This window comes from Streptomyces sp. MCA2 (assembly GCF_023544705.1).
Taxonomy (GTDB): Bacteria; Actinomycetota; Actinomycetes; order Streptomycetales; family Streptomycetaceae; genus Streptomyces; species Streptomyces decoyicus.
Genome location: NZ_JAMJFM010000039.1, coordinates 58933 through 76151, shown reverse-complemented (window position 1 = coordinate 76151; position 17219 = coordinate 58933). Strand labels below are relative to the sequence as shown.

Below are 17219 nucleotides of genomic sequence, written 5' to 3'. Positions count from 1 at the left end.
GGCCGGTTTGTCGTGAGCTGGTCTGCCGTGCGCCGGTTTGCCGTGGGGCTGTTTGTCGTGGGTCTGATTGCCGTGGCTGTGTGTCGCCTGCCGGCTTGCATGGGGTCTGTTTGCCGTGGGGCCGTGTGTCGTCTGCCGGATCGCCGTGGGTCTGACTGCCGTGGGTCTGATTGCCGTGGGGCCCGTCGGCCGGTTTTCGGCCTCCCCGAAGATCTTGAGGGGCCGGGGCCGGGGCCGGGGCCGGGGCCGCCCGCCCCGCCGTACGACGGCCCGGTTGTCACTCGGCGTGCACGCTCACGTCTCGCATCGTTCGCGACCTCCTCCCGGTCGCCTCTGTGCGCCCCGCCTCCGGCGATTCCGGTTCCGACGGCACGGGAATCCTGGGGAAGAAGCCGCGAGTCGTACGCACCAGACCTCCGCAGTCGGTCCGGAAAGCCCTCTTGACCCTTCAACTTCCCGCTTCGGACACTGTCTTGAGCACCTACGGATACAAACGCATCAGGAGTCACACACTTCAGGCTTGGCCCCGTTCCCCCCGTTCCCCCTTTCTCGATTCCTCGGCGCCCTCGCACTCGGCACCGGAAGCGACGTACGGCGCGGCGGGTCCGGTGCCGAGCAGGGCACAGACCACCGCGGCGGCCGAAGCCGCGGTCGACGTAGGAGGTACGGGCCGATGGCCACTCCCCTGACCGCGAGCAAGCTGATCGCGGCGCTGCGCAACGAGGGCCTGGTGGTCCACGAGGTCCGCGACTGGCGCGAGCACAACCGGAACGCCAAAGGTCCCTGGGGCCCGATGAACGGCGTGATGGTCCATCACACCGCCACACAGGGCACCGACAGCTCGGTGGACCTGTGTTACGACGGGCGCTCCGACCTGCCGGGGCCGCTGTGCCACGGCGTGATCGACAAACAGGGGCAGGTCCATCTCGTCGGCAACGGCCGCGCCAATCACGCCGGGCTCGGTGACGGCGACGTCCTGCGTGCGGTGATCAACGAGGACGCGGAGCTGCCACCGGACGACGAGGCGGACACCGACGGCAACCGCCACTTCTACGGCTTCGAATGCATCAACCTCGGCGATGGCAAGGACCCTTGGCCCGAGGCGCAGAAGCTCGCCATCGAGAAGGCCGCGGCGGCGATCTGCCGTGCGCACGGCTGGAACGAGCACTCGGTGATCGGGCACAAGGAGTGGCAGCCGGGGAAGGTCGATCCGCGCGGCATCGCGATGGACGACCTGCGGGGCCGGATCAAGAAGCGGCTGGCGAAGGCGGCGGAGGGCTCGCCGGAGCCGCAGCAGCCGGAGTATGAGCCGTTCCCCGGCGCGAACTTCTTCCGGTCCGGGGCCCGCAGTCCGGTGATCACGGCGATGGGGGCGCGGCTGGTGGCCGAGGACTGCGGCCACTACGAAGTCGGCCCCGGCCCGGAGTGGACCGAGGCGGACCGGAAGTCGTACGCGGCCTGGCAGCGCAAGCTCGGCTTCCACGGCGAGGACGCGGACGGGGTGCCGGGAAAGAACAGCTGGGAAAGGTTGCGGGTGACCCACTCGTAGCCCGACACATCGTCCCACACGCAGCCCAGCCCATAGCTCGACACGCAGCCCAACGCGTAGGCCCTGCAAGCCTGTTGGCGCGCCATGGGACGAAGCGGTGTGGTGGAAGAAACACCAAGGCCGGGCGGTCCTCCCCCACAGAGGTCCGCCCGGCTGTTCATGGGTGTTCCGGCATCGGCCGCCGCCGCGGCCGATGAGCCGGTGGTGTCGGCCTGAGGCCTCAGACGGCCTGGACCGGGAGGGCCGGCAGCGCCGGGATGTTGGCGGCGTTGGTCAGGTCGGCCAGGTTGGCGGGCACGGCCGGGACGGCAACGGCGTCGGTCAGGTTGGCGGGCACGGCCGGGACGGACGGGACAGCCGGAACGGCCGGAACGGCAACGGCGTCAGTCAGGTTGGCGGGCACGGCCGGGACGGCGTCGGTCACGTTGGCCGGGACGGCGGGCACGGACGGGACGGCCGGGACCGCGTCCGTCACGTTGGCGGGAACCGCGGGCACGGACGGAACGGCCGGAACCGCGTCCGTCACGTTGGCCGGAACGGCGGGCACGGACGGAACGGCCGGCACGGCGGGAACGGCCGGCACGGACTTGACCGGGGTCAGGCCCTGCACACCGGCGACGGCCTTGCCGGCGGTGCCCTGCGCGTCGGTCGCGACGACGGCGGCCAGGCCCTGCGCGAACGGGGTGGCGTCAGCGGCCGCACCCTGGGCGAACGCCACGGTGTCGGTCGCCTTCCCCTGGACGAACGGCGCGGCGTCGGCGGCCACACCCTGTGCGAACGGCACCGCGTCGGCGGCCGCACCCTGCACGAACAGCTGCGCCTGGCCGCCGACCGTGATCACGAACGGGGTCGCCTGGCCGGCCGCGTCACCGGCGAGCTGACCGGCACCGCCGACCGCACCCTGGGCAACCGGCACGACCTTGACGACGACCCGGCGGGCGACGGGCGGCAGCACGTCGGAGGCCGTCTGGTCGACGGCCGGACGGGCGGTGGCCAGGGCGCCCTGGGCCTGCTTCGCCAGCTGCTCGGGGCGGATGCCCGCACCGGCGAGACCGGCCAGCAGGTTGTCGGCCGAGCCCGGCGCCTTGGGCAGCGCGGGGGCCTTCGGCAGCGCCGGGGTGCCGGGCAGGCCGCCGGGCAGGTGGGCGGCCGGGACGCCCGGGGTCGCGGGCAGCGACGGAACGGAGGGCAGCGTGCCGTTCGTGAGGCGGCCGGCCTTGCCGAGGTCGGCGGCCTTGGCAGCCTTCTTGACGGCCTTGGCGGCCTTCTTGGCCTTCTTGGCCTTCTTCAGGTCAGCGGCCTTCTGCACCTCACCGGTCTTCGGCAGACCGGCGCCGCGGACCTGCTGCTGCACACCGTCCAGCGCTCCGGTCACCCCGCCGACCTGCGGCAGCTTGCCGGTGGGCAGGTCCTGGGCCGACACGTCGCCACCCAGGGCGCCGGTGGCCTTGCCCACCGTCTTCTTGGCGGTGGAGGTGACGGTCCCGGCCGTCTTCTTCGCGGTGCCGGCCACGTCACCCGTGGGCAGCTGCTGGGCGGTGTCGGTCACCGTGCCGGTGGCCGGCAGGTCCGAACCGACGGGCAGCTCGGCGGCGTTGGCGGCGACCGAGCCCAGGGCCCACAGACCGGTGGCGGCGGCGGCAACGACGATGGAACGGCGAATGTTCGAGCGCATGGAGGTGATGTCCTTCGAATTCAGGAGGGGTGAAAGGGCAGACCTGTCCCGCCCCCGCGCGGCAGGTCCAGTTACAGACGCGGAGCGGTCTGCCCTAGCCCGGGAATTCGAGGATTTCTTCGGCACGCCGACGCGTCGGAGCGCCATCGGCCGTGCGGACGCCACCGGGCAGCAGCCGGAAGCGCAGGGGGTCCACCGGAGCGGTGGTGTGCTGGTCGCCGCCACGGGGGCCGTGGCCGTCACCGGCGGCGGTGTGCGAGCTGGGCACCATCGGAGCCTGCGGGCACTGGCCCGGAAGGTCGTGGTGGCCCGGAGCCTGCTGCTCGTGGACGGCGGCCGGGCGGTGCCCGGCGGCCGACTCCTGCATGTCAGCGGCGCAGTGTGACGACCGGGCGGCAGCAGCGCCGCCGGCCGTGGCAGCGGTGCCCTGACCGGCCTGCCGCGCCTCGCCCGGCGTACGGCCGTGCGGGTGCGTCGCGTCGTCTCCGGGGCGTTCCGCCTGCTCACCGGACGGGAGATGCACGGGCAGTTCGGCGCCTGCCGACTCCCCGATCTCCCGTACGACCCGGCTCACCGGCTCGGTGATCCGGCCGGTGGCGGGCGCGACCTGTTCGGCGGCGGGCCGTACGGCGCCGGCCACCGCGCCGGAGGCGGAGTGGGTGCGCTCGGCGAGCTTCGCGCCGGACGCCTTGCCCTGCCGCTCGAGGGCGGCTCCGGAACCGGACAGCCGGTTCGCCGCCCCGTCCCGGGTGGCGGCCCGGTCCGGGGTGGACTCCTCAGCCGCGGGACCGGCCGGGGTCGAGACCCCGGACAGATCCGCTGTCCGCGTGCGGTCGTCGGCATGGGCGCCGGGACCGAAGGCGAAGCCGAGGGCGACAAAGCCCACCAGGAAGAACCCGGCCAGCAGCGCACGCCGCACGGCCACCGTGCGCGGAAGGCGCACAGCGGCAGGCAGAGCGAGCACAGCAGACAAGGGGGGACCTTCCCATACGGACGGGGACACCCCAGGCACACAGCCCCGGTGTCACGCGCGTCGCGGGCGATCGAGCGATGGCCTGATCCTTGCATGAGGAGCCAGGTGCCACGCAAGTCCCACGGGGGTTCCTGTCACCGTTGCTCCGCCATGTCCGGTATGGGCAGCGGCCGTTTCTCGATCGCAGCCGCCATCACGTCCGGAAACAGATCCGGGGTGCAGGCGAACGCCGGGGCGCCCAGGGCCGCGAGAGCCGCCGCATGGTCCCGGTCATAGGCGGGCGCCCCCTCGTCGGACAGGGCGAGCAGCGTCACGAACTGCACACCGGACGCCTTCATCGCGGCGACCCGCTTGAGCATCTCGTCCCGGATGCCGCCTTCGTAGAGGTCGCTGATGAGCACGACGACGGTTTCGGTGGGGCGGGTGATGCGGGACTGGCAGTACGCGAGCGCACGGTTGATGTCCGTGCCGCCGCCGAGCTGGGTGCCGAAGAGGACGTCGACCGGGTCGTCCAGTTGGTCCGTCAGATCGACCACCGCCGTGTCGAAGACGACCAGCCGGGTGTCGAGGGCCCGCATGGAGGCGAGCACCGCGCCGAACACCGAGGCATAGACGACCGAGGCCGCCATCGAACCGGACTGGTCGATGCAGAGCACCACGTCCTTCTTCACCGACTGCGCCGCACGGCCGTATCCGATCAGCCGCTCGGGGACGACCGTGCGGTACTCCGGAAGGTAGTTCTTGAGGTTCGCCCGGATCGTGCGGTCCCAGTCGATATCGCGATGGCGGGGCCGGCTGATCCGGGCGGAGCGGTCCAGTGCGCCGGTGAGGGTGGCACGGGTGCGCTGCGCCAGCTTCTTCTCCAGCTGCTCGACGACCTTGCGGACGACGGCGCGCGCGGTCTCCTTGGTCGTCTCCGGCATGACCTTGTTGAGCGAGAGCAAGGTGCCCACCAGATGCACATCCGCCTCGACGGCCTCCAGCATCTCCGGCTCCAGCAGCAGCGCGGACAGCCCCAGCCGGTCGATGGCGTCGCGCTGCATCACCTGCACCACGGAGGACGGGAAGTACGTACGGATGTCGCCCAGCCAGCGCGCCACCCCGGGCGCCGAGGCCCCGAGCCCCGCCGCTCGCCGGCCGCCGGGCGCCTTGCCGCCGCTCCCCTTCTCCCGGCCGTAGAGCGAGGCCAGCGCCCCGTCCATCGCCGCGTCCCGCCCCCGCAGTTCACACCCCGTGCCGTCCGCACCACCACCACCGAGCACCAGCCGCCAACGGCGCAACCGCTCGGCTTCGGGGGTGGGGGTGGGGGTGGCGGAGTCGGCGGGGACGGAGGCGGAGACGGCGGAAGCGGAGACGGCGGAAGCGGAGGCGGCAGGGACGGAAGCTGGGTCTGTGGCCGTGGTCGCCGTCGGGTCTGGGGTCGCCGTCGGGTCGGTGGTTGCGGTGGTCGTGGTGCCCGCCGGGTCAGTGGTCGCCGTCGGGTCCGGTGTCGTACAGGTCATGTCCGTGCCCCCGTGAGGTCGTCGGCCGGTCGGGTGGTGTCCGGTTGGTCGTCGCGCGGCCCGCCGCTCAGCGCGCTGCTCGGCCCGTCGTTCGGCTCGTCGTGCGGCTCGTCGTACGGCCCGCCGCTCAGCCCGTCATTCGGCCCGCCGCTCAGCGCACTGCGGGGCCCGTCGTTCCGCTCGTCGTTCCGCTCCTCGTCAAAACCGTGTGCGCCGATCCCCAGCAGCATGCGCAAGGTGGGCAGGACGGCCGCGGCACGGTCGCGGTCCAGGCCGGGGCCGAATCCGGGCGCGGCGGCGTCCGGGGCGTCACCGGCCTGGCGGTGGGACGGCGACGAGGGGCCGCGGCGGATCAGTTCGCCGAGGGTGCGCCGCACGCCGGCCTCGTACTCCGCGAAGGTCCGGCGCAGCAGCGGCAGGACGTCCGTGAAGGCGGCGTCCGGCACACCGGTCAGCCAGCCGTCGACCAGTGCGAGCAGCCGTGCGTCATGGACCAGCAGCATGCCGCCGTCCCCGCCGGCCCCGCCTCCGACGAATCCCTCGATCCAGCCGGCGGCGTCGGTGGGCGGGGTACCCGGCGAGAGGGCGAGCCCCATCAGCCGTTCCGCGCCCCCGTCGCCCAACTCGCCTTCGTCCAGCAGCAGTCTGGCCGCCCGCCCGCGGATCAGCCCCGGTACGGCGTCCCGTTCGCTCACCGCCCGCAGCACTCCGGCCCACCGCGCCCGCAGGTGCTGCGCTCCGGTCTGCCGGCCGGTCGGCTGGTCGGTCGGCTGGTCGGCTGGCCGGCCAGTGTGCGGTCCGGTCTGCCGGCCAGTCGGATGGCTGGTCAGCCGGCTGGTCGGGGGGCCGGTCGGGTCGCCGCCCGCCTGCCCGGTCCCGGGCTGGCCGAGGAGGCCGACGGCCTGGTGGGTGGCGTCGAGATGGCCGCGCATTTCGGCGGCGCCGTCGGCATCCAGGCCCGGGCAGGCCGGTGGCAACCCGACAAAGACCCGCTCGGCCAGACCCATCGCCACCTCGCGGAGCGCCGCCGCGTCCGTGCCCCGCACATCGCCGTAGCGCACGGACCGTACGAGCGCGGGCAGCGCCTGGGCGAGATGGCCCACGTCCGCGTCCAGGGCCGCCCGGTCCGACAGCGCCCGCATCACCACCGGGAGGGCGTCGGGGAGTTCGGCGAGCAGACAGCGCTCGGCGAGCGCCGTCACCTCGGCGAGCGTGGCCGCCCCGGTCGCCTCGGACGCGGCCTTGGCGGTGGCGGCCGAGAGCACGGTCGTGCCCCAGATGCCGGCCTCCGCGACCCGCACCGACAGTTCGGGCTCCCAGCGCAGCCGCCAGGTCTCCCGGAAGGTGCCGGTGCTGCCGCGGGAGCGGGTGGGCTCGCCCCAGGGGATGCCGAGCAGCCGGAGCCGGTGCAGCAGACGGCTGCGGCCGGCGTCGGTCTCCTTGCGCAGGTCCAGCTCCAGTTCCCGTTCCAGGGCCTCCGGTTTGAGCCGCAGCGACCGCTGGCTGCGGGCGATGTCCCGTTGCAGCGGTACCGCGGGGGCGTCGTCCGGGACCTCGCCCAGTACGTCCCCGACCACCAGCCGGTCGTGGATCAGCGACGACGGGGCGTCGGAGCCGTCCCCCATGACGGCCCGGACCGCATCGTCCAGCTCCGTCAGCCCGGCCAGCGGGCGGCCGCGTACCGTGGCCAGCCCCTCGGCGAGCCGCACCGCTTCGATGACATGCGCCGACGAGACGGCGTAGTCCTCCTCCCGGAGCAGCCCGGCGACCTTGGTCAGCCAACGGGCGACGGGGCGGTCGGGGGCGCTGAAGAGATGGCCGTACCAGCCGGGCGAGGCGATTCCGGCGCCGTAACCGCTGTGGCGGGAGAGCCGTCGGTGCGTCCAGGGCACCCAGGTCATCGCCACCTTCGCCTTGGGCAGGCCCTTGAGCAGCTGCCGGTCGGCGGCCACGGTGGTGCGGTGGGTCAGGGCCGGTACATGCCAGGCGCCGCAGACCACGGCGATGTCGTCGCCGAACTCCCGTCGCGCGGCCCGCAGTCGCAGCCGCATATGGGCCTCGCGCACCGGATCGCGGTCGTGTCCGCCGTCGCCGTACGTCTCGCGCAGCGCCCCCATCGCCTCCGCCAGCGCGGCGAACGGGGCCAGCGCATCGGCACCGGGGTCTCCCCCGCTCCTGGCTCCCGCCCGGCCGGCGCGGTGCTCGACCACGTCCTCCCACCAGCGCTCGGGATCGTCGTACCCGGCCGCCTCGGCCAGCACCCGGATCGGATCGACCCGTACATCGGCCTCCGCGCCGGCCTCCTGCTCACCGGGCCCGTCGGCCGCGGCCACCGGGCCTCCGGTATGAGCGCCGTCGGCATCCCCCTTGCCGCCGCCCTGCTTCACGCCGTCCCCCTTGCCGACGCCCCGCTTCACACCGTCGGCTTCCGCACCGGCCGCAGGATTCCCATCGGCCGTCCCCCCATCGGCCGTCTCCCCTTCCTCTTCCTCCCGCATCGCCAGGGAGTGGGCCGCGGGCAGATCGATGAAGCGGACGGGGACGCCGTGCTCCAGTGCCCAGCGCATCGCCACCCACTCCGGGGAGAACTCGGCCAGCGGCCAGAACGCCGCGCGGCCGGGATCGTCCTGTACATGGGCGAGCAGCGCGACGGGCGGCCGCATCCCCTCCTGGGCGGCGAGCGGCACCAGTTCGTCCGCTTCCGGCGGCCCCTCGATCAGGACCGCGTCGGGCGTGCACTGCTCCAGGGCGGCCCGCACCGCGCGCGCCGATCCGGGGCCGTGATGCCGCACCCCGAGCAGCACCGGCCCGCACCTGTTCGTTGTCCGCTCGCTCATGCGCTCACCTCACGGCAGGCGCGGTAGAAGTCCTTCCAGCCGTCGCGCTCGCGCACCACGGTCTCCAGATACTCCTGCCAGACGACCCGGTCCGCTGCCGGGTCGCGGACCACGGCGCCCAGGATGCCGGCGGCCACGTCCCCGGAGCGCAGCACACCGTCCCCGAAGTGGGTGGCCAGCGCCAGCCCGTTCGTCACCACCGAGATGGCCTCGGCCGTGGAGAGGGTGCCGGAGGGGGACTTGAGCTTGGTCCGGCCGTCGGTGGTGAGACCGGCGCGCAGCTCGCGGAAGACCGTGACGACCCGGCGGATCTCGTCCAGGCCCTCCGGCCCGGCCGGGAGGTCCAGCGAGCGGCCGATCTGCTCGACCCGGCGCGAGACGATGTCCACCTCTTCGTCCGGGGTCGCGGGCAGCGGCAGCACGACGGTGTTGAAGCGGCGGCGCAGCGCGCTGGAGAGTTCGTTGACCCCGCGGTCGCGGTCGTTGGCGGTGGCGATCAGGTTGAACCCGCGCACGGCCTGCACCTCCTGCCCCAACTCCGGGATGGGCAGGGTCTTTTCGGACAGGACCGTGATCAGCGTGTCCTGGACGTCGGCGGGGATGCGGGTCAGCTCCTCGACCCGCGCGGTCATGCCCTGCGCCATCGCGCGCATCACCGGACTGGGCACCAGCGCCTCGCGGCTGGGGCCGTTCGCGAGCAGCTGGGCGTAGTTCCAGCCGTAGCGGATCGCCTCTTCGGGGGTGCCGGCCGTGCCCTGCACCAGCAGGGTGGAGTCGCCGCTGACGGCCGCCGCCAGATGCTCGGACACCCATGTCTTCGCGGTGCCGGGCACACCGAGCAGGAGCAGTGCACGGTCCGTCGCGAGGGTCGTCACGGCGACCTCGACGATGCGGCGCGGGCCGACATATTTGGGTGTGATGACCGTGCCGTCCGCGAGCGTGCCGCCGAGAAGGTAGGTCGCGACCGCCCACGGCGAGAGCCGCCAGCGCTCCGGCCGCGGCCGGTCGTCGGCCGCCGCGAGGGCCTTCAGCTCCTGCGCGAAAGTGTCCTCGGCATGCGGTCGCAGCGCTTCGCCGCCCGCGGCGTGCGGCGCCGTCCCGGCGCTCGGATTGTTCTCGTCGTCCGTCGTCGTGAAGCTGTTCTCGGACATGGTTCCCCCTCGTCGCAACGTGTGCGGCCGGCACCCCGAAATCCCTGCGGCCGCTTGCGGAATCAAGCCTGCACCACTCCACTGACAATCCCCCGATAACCCACGCCGAGCTGCGAGTTCGTCGCGGTCCGCGGCGATTGTCAGTGGGGCGTCGTAGCGTCGATGACATGAATCCGCAGGGGGAACGCTGGACGACGGATCAGGTGCTCGCGCTGGCGCCTGACGAGGCTTCGCGCAGGGCGGGCGGCAAGCTCGCGGCGCCAGGACCGTGGTCGGAAACGGGCGCGGACGGGGGTGCGGTGTGGGGGCAGTGCAAGGGCAGCGGCAAGAAGCCGTATCAAACGGTCGTGGACATCAAGGGCCCCGCCTTCAAGTGCAGTTGCCCGAGCCGTAAGTTTCCGTGCAAGCACGCGCTGGGGCTGTTGCTGCTCTGGGCGGGCGACGGCCGTGAGGTGACGGCAGGGGAACCGGCGCAGTGGGCGGGCGAGTGGCTGGCCGGCCGCCGGGAGCGCGCCGCCCCCTCCGCGAGCGCGCCCTCGGGTGCCGCCGCTCCGTCGCGTGCGCCGGCCGACCCGGAGGCGGCCAGGCGGCGGGCGGAGCGCCGGATGCAGCGGATCGGCGCCGGCGCCACGGAGCTGGAGCAGCGCTTGGAGGATCTGCTCCGGTCCGGCCTGGCCTCGGCCGAGCGGGCGGGTTACGGCTCCTGGGACGAGACGGCCGCCCGTATGGTCGACGCGCAGGCTCCCGGACTCGCTTCGCGGGTGCGGGAGTTGGGCTCGGCGGTGGCGTCCGGCCCCCACTGGCCGGCGCAGCTGCTGGAGGAGTGCGCGCTGCTGCACCTCCTCGATCAGGGGTTCCTCGGCATCGAGCGGCTGCCGGCCCCGCTCGCGGCGACGGTCCGTTCACGCGTCGGGCTGACCACGGAGGCGGCGGATCTGCTGACCGGCCCCGAGGCGGCGACGGTGCGGGACCGCTGGCTGGTCCTCGCCCAACAGGACAGCGAGGACGGCAAGCTGACCACCCGCAGAATCTTTCTGCGGGGCGAGCGGACCGGCCGGATGGCACTGCATCTCTCCTTCGGCGGGGCCAACCGTCCCCTGGATGTGGCCCTGGCGCCCGGCCTGGTGCTCGATGCGGACCTCGCCTACTACCCGGGGGCCCGCCCGCTGCGCGCCGTCCTGGGCGAGCGGCACGCCCCGGCGGCCCCGGGGCCCGTACCACCCGGCTGCGGCATCGATGCCGCCCTCGCCGCGTACGGCGACGCGCTGCGCGACGACCCCTGGCTGGATTCCTGGCCGGTGGTGCTCGCCGATGTCACCCCGATACCGAGCCGCGACGGGACGAGCTGGCAGTTGGCCGATACAGACGGGGAGTCGGCGCTCCCGCTGGACCCGCGCTGCCTGGGCCGTACGAGCCTGTGGCAGCTGGCCGCCATATCGGGCGGGGCGCCGGTCACGGTCTTCGGCGAATGCGGCCACCGCGGCTTTCTGCCGCTGACCGCCTGGGCCCCCGCCCCGGTGTCCCTGTGACCCGGACCCCGGCGCCACCGCCGGTCACGACACCCCGCCACCCGCACACGCCGTCCACCACCGATGCCTGGAGGAAGGGCATGACGAGCACCACCACACCCACGGCAGCCATCGTTCCCACCACTCCCACTGCACCCCTCACTCCTGCTGCCCCCACCGCCTCCACCACTCCCTCCGCACGCACCGCGCCCCCTTCCCCCACCCCGACCGCCCCGGCCCCCTGGGCCGATCTCGTGAGCGCCGCGCTCCTGGGGACCGAGCGGCGGACGCCGCCGGTGGCGGTGCGGTCCGGACAGGGCGCCGCCGCGCTGCTGGACGCGGCCGCGGTCAGTACGGTCCGCCGGCGTGCCGCACTGCGCCCCGCGCCGGCCGGTGAGCGCCCCGCCCCGGCCCCGGCCGACCCCCGGCCCTCGTTGCCGCCCGCCGCGCGCCGCCGGCTGTCCCTGCTGCTCGCCGACCGCGGCGGCAGCGGAGGAAGCCGCCGCGGCACGGCCCCCGACCTCACCGAACTGCTGCCCCAGTGGCTGGCCGCCGCCGGTGAGTTGGGCTACCGCGCCCCGGAGGCGCTGCTGCCCGCGCTGCTCGACGCCGCCCGCGCCCGTACGGACCTGCGGCCCGCCGCGCTGGCGCTGGCGGGGCCGCGTGCGCTGTGGCTGGCGCGGCTCAACGACGAATGGAAGTTCGCGCTCCGTGGGACCGGCCGCACGACCGAGCTGCCCGTGGGCGACGATCCCGAGGGCGTACGACAGCAGTGGGAGGAGGGCCTGTTCGCGGAGCGGGTCGCCCTGCTGACCGCGCTGCGCCGCCAGGACCCGCAGGCCGGCCTGGCGCTGCTGGCCTCGACCTGGCCCACGGAGCGGGCCGAGGACCGTCTGATGTTCCTCGACTCGCTGCGCGAGGACCTCTCGGCGGCCGATGAGCCGTTCCTGGAACAGGCGCTGTCCGACCGCAGCCGCAATGTCCGCAGCACGGCCGCCGAGCTGCTCTCCACGCTCCCCGGCTCCGCGCTCGCGGCCCGTATGGCACAGCGCGCGCACACCTGCATCGGCCCGGACCGTACGTCCGGTGCGCCGGCGATCGCCGTGGAGGCCCCGCACGAGTGCGATGCGGGGATGCAGCGGGACGGGGTGGCACCCAAACCGCCCTCCGGACGGGGCGAACGGTCCTGGTGGCTGGGCCAGTTGGTGGAGGCGACGCCGCTGGACGGATGGCACGCACGCTTCGGGGGCCGTGACGCGTCGGCGATCGTGGCGCTGCCGGTGGGCGACGACTGGCGGACGGAGCTGCACGACGCCTGGTGCCGCGCCGCCGTGCGCCAGCGGAACGCCGACTGGGCGCGGGCCCTGCTGGGTGCGCCGGGCGCTCCGTCCCAGGCGGCCGACGTCTCACCGGCCGGCTCGTCACGGGACCTGACGAAGCTGCTGACCGTACTTCCCGACGAGGAACGGGCCTGGTGGGTGGCCGAGTTCATCGCGGCGCACGGCCTGTCGGACGCCTTCCGGATGCTCGGCGTGTGCGCGGTCCCGTGGGCCGAGCCGCTGGGCGGCGCCGTCGTCGACGCCCTGGACATCGCCCGGGACGCGGGCAGCTATCCCTGGAGCTTCAGCGGGGTGATGGGCCTGGCCGAGCGCTGCCTGGACCCGGCAGCGGCGGACCGTCTCGACATGCTCACCGCCGTCACGGACGAGCCGGAGGGCGCCTCACCGGGCTCCGGCGGCTACTGGTCCGAGGCCTTCCAACGCCTGGTCGGCACCCTGCGCCTCCGCGCCACCATGCACGCGGAACTCACCCCACCATCCACCGGCAACAACCCCGCGAACGCCGCCGCCTCGGGCGGCCCCACCGCTGCCGGCCCCGGCGCCGGCACGGACACCGGCGCGGGGACGGGCATGGGAACGGGTACGGGCACGAGTGCCGACCACGGCCCCGGCCCCGGCCCCGACATCAGAACCGGCACCCCGGCCAACACCCCCGTCCGGGCCACACGCCAACCCCTCGCACCATGACTCTCCGCGCCATGACTCAGCGCGCCGGACCCGCCCGCGCCCCGGCCGTCCGCGTCCCCGGGCTGCCCGATGTCTCAGACCGCCAGCGAGCGCACGTTCGCGTTGACCCAGTCCACGATCGAGGCGGTCGTCGCGCCCGGCGTGAAGATCTCCGCGACGCCCTGTGCCTTGAGCGGGGCGATGTCGGCCTCGGGGATGATGCCGCCGCCGAAGACCTTGATGTCCGCCGCGTCGCGCTCCTCCAACAGGGCGATGACCTTCGCGAAGAGGGTGTTGTGCGCGCCGGAGAGGATGGACAGCCCGATCGCGTCGGCGTCCTCCTGGATCGCGGTGTCGACGATCTGCTCCGGGGTCTGGTGCAGCCCGGTGTAGATCACCTCCATACCGGCGTCGCGCAGCGCCCGCGCGATGACCTTGGCGCCCCGGTCGTGCCCGTCCAGGCCCGGCTTGGCCACGACCACCCGGATCGGCCCCGACCTGCCCGCCGTGCCCTGGCTTCCCGCTTGCGCTCCGTCATGCCGAGCCACACTCATCACTGCCTCCAAGCCATGCACGGCACTGTGGTGCCGCCGAGCCGACAATCGATCGCGCGACCGCGATCCGGCGGCCACGAGCGTGAACGAACGTTATCGCCAGCATCGCGTACCCAGCCGTTTCGTGACATCCGGGGAGGGGGAAATCACACATGGGACACGTTCGCTACGCGCTGTGTTCCGCGTGTCGTGCCGCCAGGGCCGGGCTGCGTGCGCGCGGGGCGGGCGCTCGGGGAGCCGCAGCCGGGCCACCGCGCCGCCGGGCGCGCATCAGGACGGGTACGCCGCAGGCCCGCCCTCGCTGCTCATGGCTTCCCACGAGGGCATACGGGGGTCACAGTCGCCTCCCGCATGCCGTTCGGGAGGTCGGCCATGCAGGCCCTGCCCTTTCTCTCCACCCCCCTTCTCTCCGCACCTCTTCTGCTCGCGCGCCTCTTCGCCGCACCACTCCAGGGCGTACGCCGGCTCCCCACCCGCTCCTCTTCCCTGATCCTGCGCAGCACGGTCGTGGAGCTGGCCGTCCTCGCCGGCCATCTCCTCCTCTACCCGACCGGCATCTCCCAGGAACGACCCGTGCCACGCCCCGTGCCAGGACCCGCGCCACACCCCGCAGCCGGGACCGCGGACGGACCCCCGGACGGGCACCCGGCACCCGAGGCAAGGCAGCCCGCCCCCGGCGCGCCGTCACTGCTGCCGACCGAGGGCCGGGCCCATCCACCGGTCCTCCTCCTGCATGGCTTCATCGACAACCGCTCCGTTTTCCTGCTGCTGCGCCGCTCGCTGCACCGGCACGGCTGGCGCCATGTCGAGGCGCTCAACTACTCCCCGCTGACCTGCGATCTCCGTAAGGCCGCCGAGCTGCTGCACCGCCATGTGGAAGAGGTGTGCGCGCGGACCGGGCATCGCCGGGTGGACATCGTGGGCCACAGCCTGGGCGGGCTGATCGCCCGTTATTACGTGCAGCGGCTCGGCGGCGACGCCCGGGTCCGTGTGGTGGTCACGCTCGGCACGCCGCACTCCGGCACCCGTATCGCGCCCCTGATGTCGGCGCACCCGATCGTCCGCCAGATGCGGCCCGATTCCGAGGTGATTGCGGAGTTGTCACGTCCGGCGCCGAATTGCCGGACACAATTTGTCGCTTTCTGGAGCGAGGAGGACCAGGTGATGGTTCCCGCGACGACGGCCAGAATCGACCATCCGGATTTGCTCACGCACAACGTTCATGTCGCCGGTGTCGGACATCTCGCCCTGCCGGTCAACGGGACCGTCGCCGCCGGCATACGTGAAGCGCTGACCTCGACCGAGACGGCGGAAGGGGCCGCGGACGTCATTTCGGTGGCCTGACCCCGGCCGGTCGCGACACCCGCCGACCGGTCCCGGCGAGGTCGAATCCGCGCCGCAGAGGCGACGTGATCTTGACGCGCGATCGAACACGCATCGAACGGGGCGCCAAGAGCTCGCATGGGTACTGCCGAAAGGCGGCCAAATGCCCGGTCTCGCCGAGCCCAAAACCTGTTGAAGATTGTCGCCGCCGCGTACCGCCGGGTACAGTCGCCGCTAATTCTCCTGCTGCCGAGGCGAAAGAGAAGTTGGTGAACGACCGTCACCCATCGGGGGCTCAGCTCCCGACCGGCTCCGCTTCCGACGCCTCGTATGCGCACTATCCGGCCTACGACTCCTACGGGCAGCAGCAATCCCCCACGGGCAGCGCCGAATACGGCGATGGCGACCCCCTCTTCGGATCGCTTCCCAGCTCGTACGAGACCGGTATGTACGACACCGGCACCTATGACACCGGGATGTACGACACCGGCACGCACAGCGCGGGCGCCTACGGCATGAGCGCGTACGGCACGGGCACCTTCCACACCGGCGCGTACGACACGGGGACCTACCCGGCGGCCGACGGCTACGGCGACGGCTATGCCACCGGCGCCTACGACACCGGCACCTACGCCTCGCCGCAGTGGGACACCGGTGCCTACGAGACCGGTGCATACGACAACGGCGCCTACGCCGCCGCCGACCCGCACGCCGCGGGCTACGACCCCTATGCGCACACCTCGTACGAGCCCTCGGCCCACGACGCGGCCGGCTACGCGGCTCCCGGGTACGAGACGACGACCGCATACGAGCCGGCCGCCTACGAGGCCACCGCCTACGGGCACGGCGGGTACGACACCGGCAGCTACCCCACCGGCACGTACGACACCGGCAGTTACGCCACCGGCGCGTACGAGACCACCGGCGCCTTCGACGCGCTCGGCCAGCAGGCCACCGCGCTCCAGGACACCACGAGCTTCGAAGCAACGGCGGTCTGGCCGACCACGGACCGCAACCTGATCGCCGGCATTCCGGCGCAGGCCGGCCCGCCCCCGAACGACACCGTCCACTGGGACACCACCACGTGGGGCGAAACCCCGCACTTCGACACCGACCGGCCCGAAACCGGCCAGTTCGACACGGGCCAGTTCGACACCAATCAGCTCGACACCGACGTCTTCGAGGCCGGGCGGCCCGGGACCGACGACGACTTCTCCGGTCACGGCGGCCTCTCCCACGGTGCCGACAGCACCAGCGAGGCCGCCGCCGTCGCGGACGCCATGACACAGGCCATGCCGGTCACCGCCGCGGCCCCCGCTCCCGCCGGACGGCGGGTCGCCGCGCCGGCTGCCGGAAAGGCCGTCCGCGGCCGGGGCCGGAAACGCCCGGTGAAGCGGTCGGCGCTGCTGACCGTCGCCGTCCCCTCGGTCGCCGCCATGGGCGTGTGCGCCGTGGCCGCCGCGTCCGTCACCGGAATCACCGGGGACGACAAGAGCGAAGCGACCGCCCAGGCCGCGCCCGACGCCGGGGCCGTCAAGCCGTCCGCGGCCAACAACAAGCTCGACACCCAGCTCGCCGGACTCAGCGCCAGCGCCGACGACTTCCGCGACCGGGCCAGCCGCACCCAGGAGCGGATCGACCTCAAGGAGCGCCAGGCGCTGGAGCGTGAGCGCAAGGCGAAGGAGGCGGCCCGCAAGGAGGCCATGCGCCCCAAGTTCGTGCTGCCGGTCAAGCAGCACGGGCTGAGCGCCACCTTCGGCCAGGCCGGTGTGAACTGGATGTCCGTGCACACCGGCATCGACTTCCCGGTCAGCTACGGCACCCCGGTCATGTCCGCCACCGACGGCACCGTCCGCACCCAGTGGAACTCCGCCTACGGCAATATGGCGATCGTGACGGCGCCCGACGGCACCGAGACGTGGTACTGCCATCTGAGCAGCACCAAGATCCGGTCCGGGTCGGTCAAGGCCGGTGACCAGATTGCCTATTCGGGCAACTCCGGCAACTCCACGGGCCCGCATCTGCACTTCGAGGTGCGCCCCGGCGGCGGCTCCGCGGTCGACCCGCTGCCGTGGCTGCGCGGCCACGACCTCAACCCGAACTGACCGCCGTCCCTGCCGGGTGACGGATCCCGTCACCCG

General features: G+C 73.3%; 11 protein-coding genes. 5 read left to right on the top strand and 6 right to left on the bottom strand.

The features are described 5' to 3' along the window. Positions 1-673: 673 nt before the first annotated feature. Positions 674-1549 (top strand): peptidoglycan-binding protein, encoded by an 876-nt coding sequence (locus tag M8I34_RS28055; RefSeq protein ID WP_250053869.1) that lies wholly within the window; start codon positions 674-676, stop codon positions 1547-1549. Positions 1550-1769: 220 nt separating this feature from the next. Here the strand turns inward: M8I34_RS28055 and M8I34_RS28050 are convergent, their stop codons facing one another. The 5 genes from M8I34_RS28050 to M8I34_RS28030 form a co-directional block, all read right to left on the bottom strand. Then, a complete protein-coding gene (locus M8I34_RS28050) occupies positions 1770-3224 on the bottom strand; it encodes a hypothetical protein (protein WP_250053867.1) in 1455 nt (484 codons plus the stop codon). 94 nt (positions 3225-3318) lie between these two features. Next, complete coding sequence (locus tag M8I34_RS28045; RefSeq protein ID WP_250053865.1) at positions 3319-4197, bottom strand: hypothetical protein; 879 nt, start codon at positions 4195-4197, stop codon at positions 3319-3321. 134 nt (positions 4198-4331) lie between these two features. Next, positions 4332-5699, bottom strand: coding sequence for a VWA domain-containing protein (locus M8I34_RS28040; RefSeq protein ID WP_250053863.1), 1368 nt, complete (start codon positions 5697-5699; stop codon positions 4332-4334). Then, a complete protein-coding gene (locus M8I34_RS28035) occupies positions 5696-8536 on the bottom strand; it encodes a DUF5682 family protein (RefSeq protein WP_250053861.1) in 2841 nt (946 codons plus the stop codon). Before M8I34_RS28035 ends, M8I34_RS28040 begins: the two co-directional genes overlap by 4 nt. After that, positions 8533-9687, bottom strand: coding sequence for an AAA family ATPase (locus M8I34_RS28030; protein ID WP_244419212.1), 1155 nt, complete (start codon positions 9685-9687; stop codon positions 8533-8535). Before M8I34_RS28030 ends, M8I34_RS28035 begins: the two co-directional genes overlap by 4 nt. Before the next feature lie 167 nt (positions 9688-9854). Between M8I34_RS28030 and M8I34_RS28025 the strand changes: the two genes are divergently transcribed. Next, positions 9855-11216: an SWIM zinc finger family protein gene (locus M8I34_RS28025; protein WP_250053859.1), complete on the top strand. Its 1362-nt coding sequence runs from the start codon at positions 9855-9857 to the stop codon at positions 11214-11216. Between the two features lie 80 nt (positions 11217-11296). Next, entirely contained in the window at positions 11297-13222 is a 1926-nt protein-coding gene (locus M8I34_RS28020; RefSeq protein ID WP_250053857.1) for a DUF5691 domain-containing protein, read from the top strand. 74 nt (positions 13223-13296) lie between these two features. On the opposite strand, the gene M8I34_RS28015 is transcribed toward M8I34_RS28020, so the two are convergent. Beyond that, positions 13297-13755 carry a cobalamin B12-binding domain-containing protein gene (locus M8I34_RS28015; RefSeq protein ID WP_250053855.1) on the bottom strand — a complete coding sequence of 153 codons (459 nt, stop codon included), beginning with the start codon at positions 13753-13755 and terminating at the stop codon, positions 13297-13299. 372 nt (positions 13756-14127) lie between these two features. On the opposite strand from M8I34_RS28015, the gene M8I34_RS28010 reads away from it, so the two are divergent. Then, positions 14128-15099, top strand: coding sequence for a triacylglycerol lipase (locus tag M8I34_RS28010; RefSeq protein ID WP_250053853.1), 972 nt, complete (start codon positions 14128-14130; stop codon positions 15097-15099). A 248-nt stretch (positions 15100-15347) separates the two neighbouring features. Beyond that, complete coding sequence (locus M8I34_RS41705; RefSeq protein ID WP_250053851.1) at positions 15348-17183, top strand: peptidoglycan DD-metalloendopeptidase family protein; 1836 nt, start codon at positions 15348-15350, stop codon at positions 17181-17183. The last annotated feature ends 36 nt before the right edge of the window (positions 17184-17219 follow it).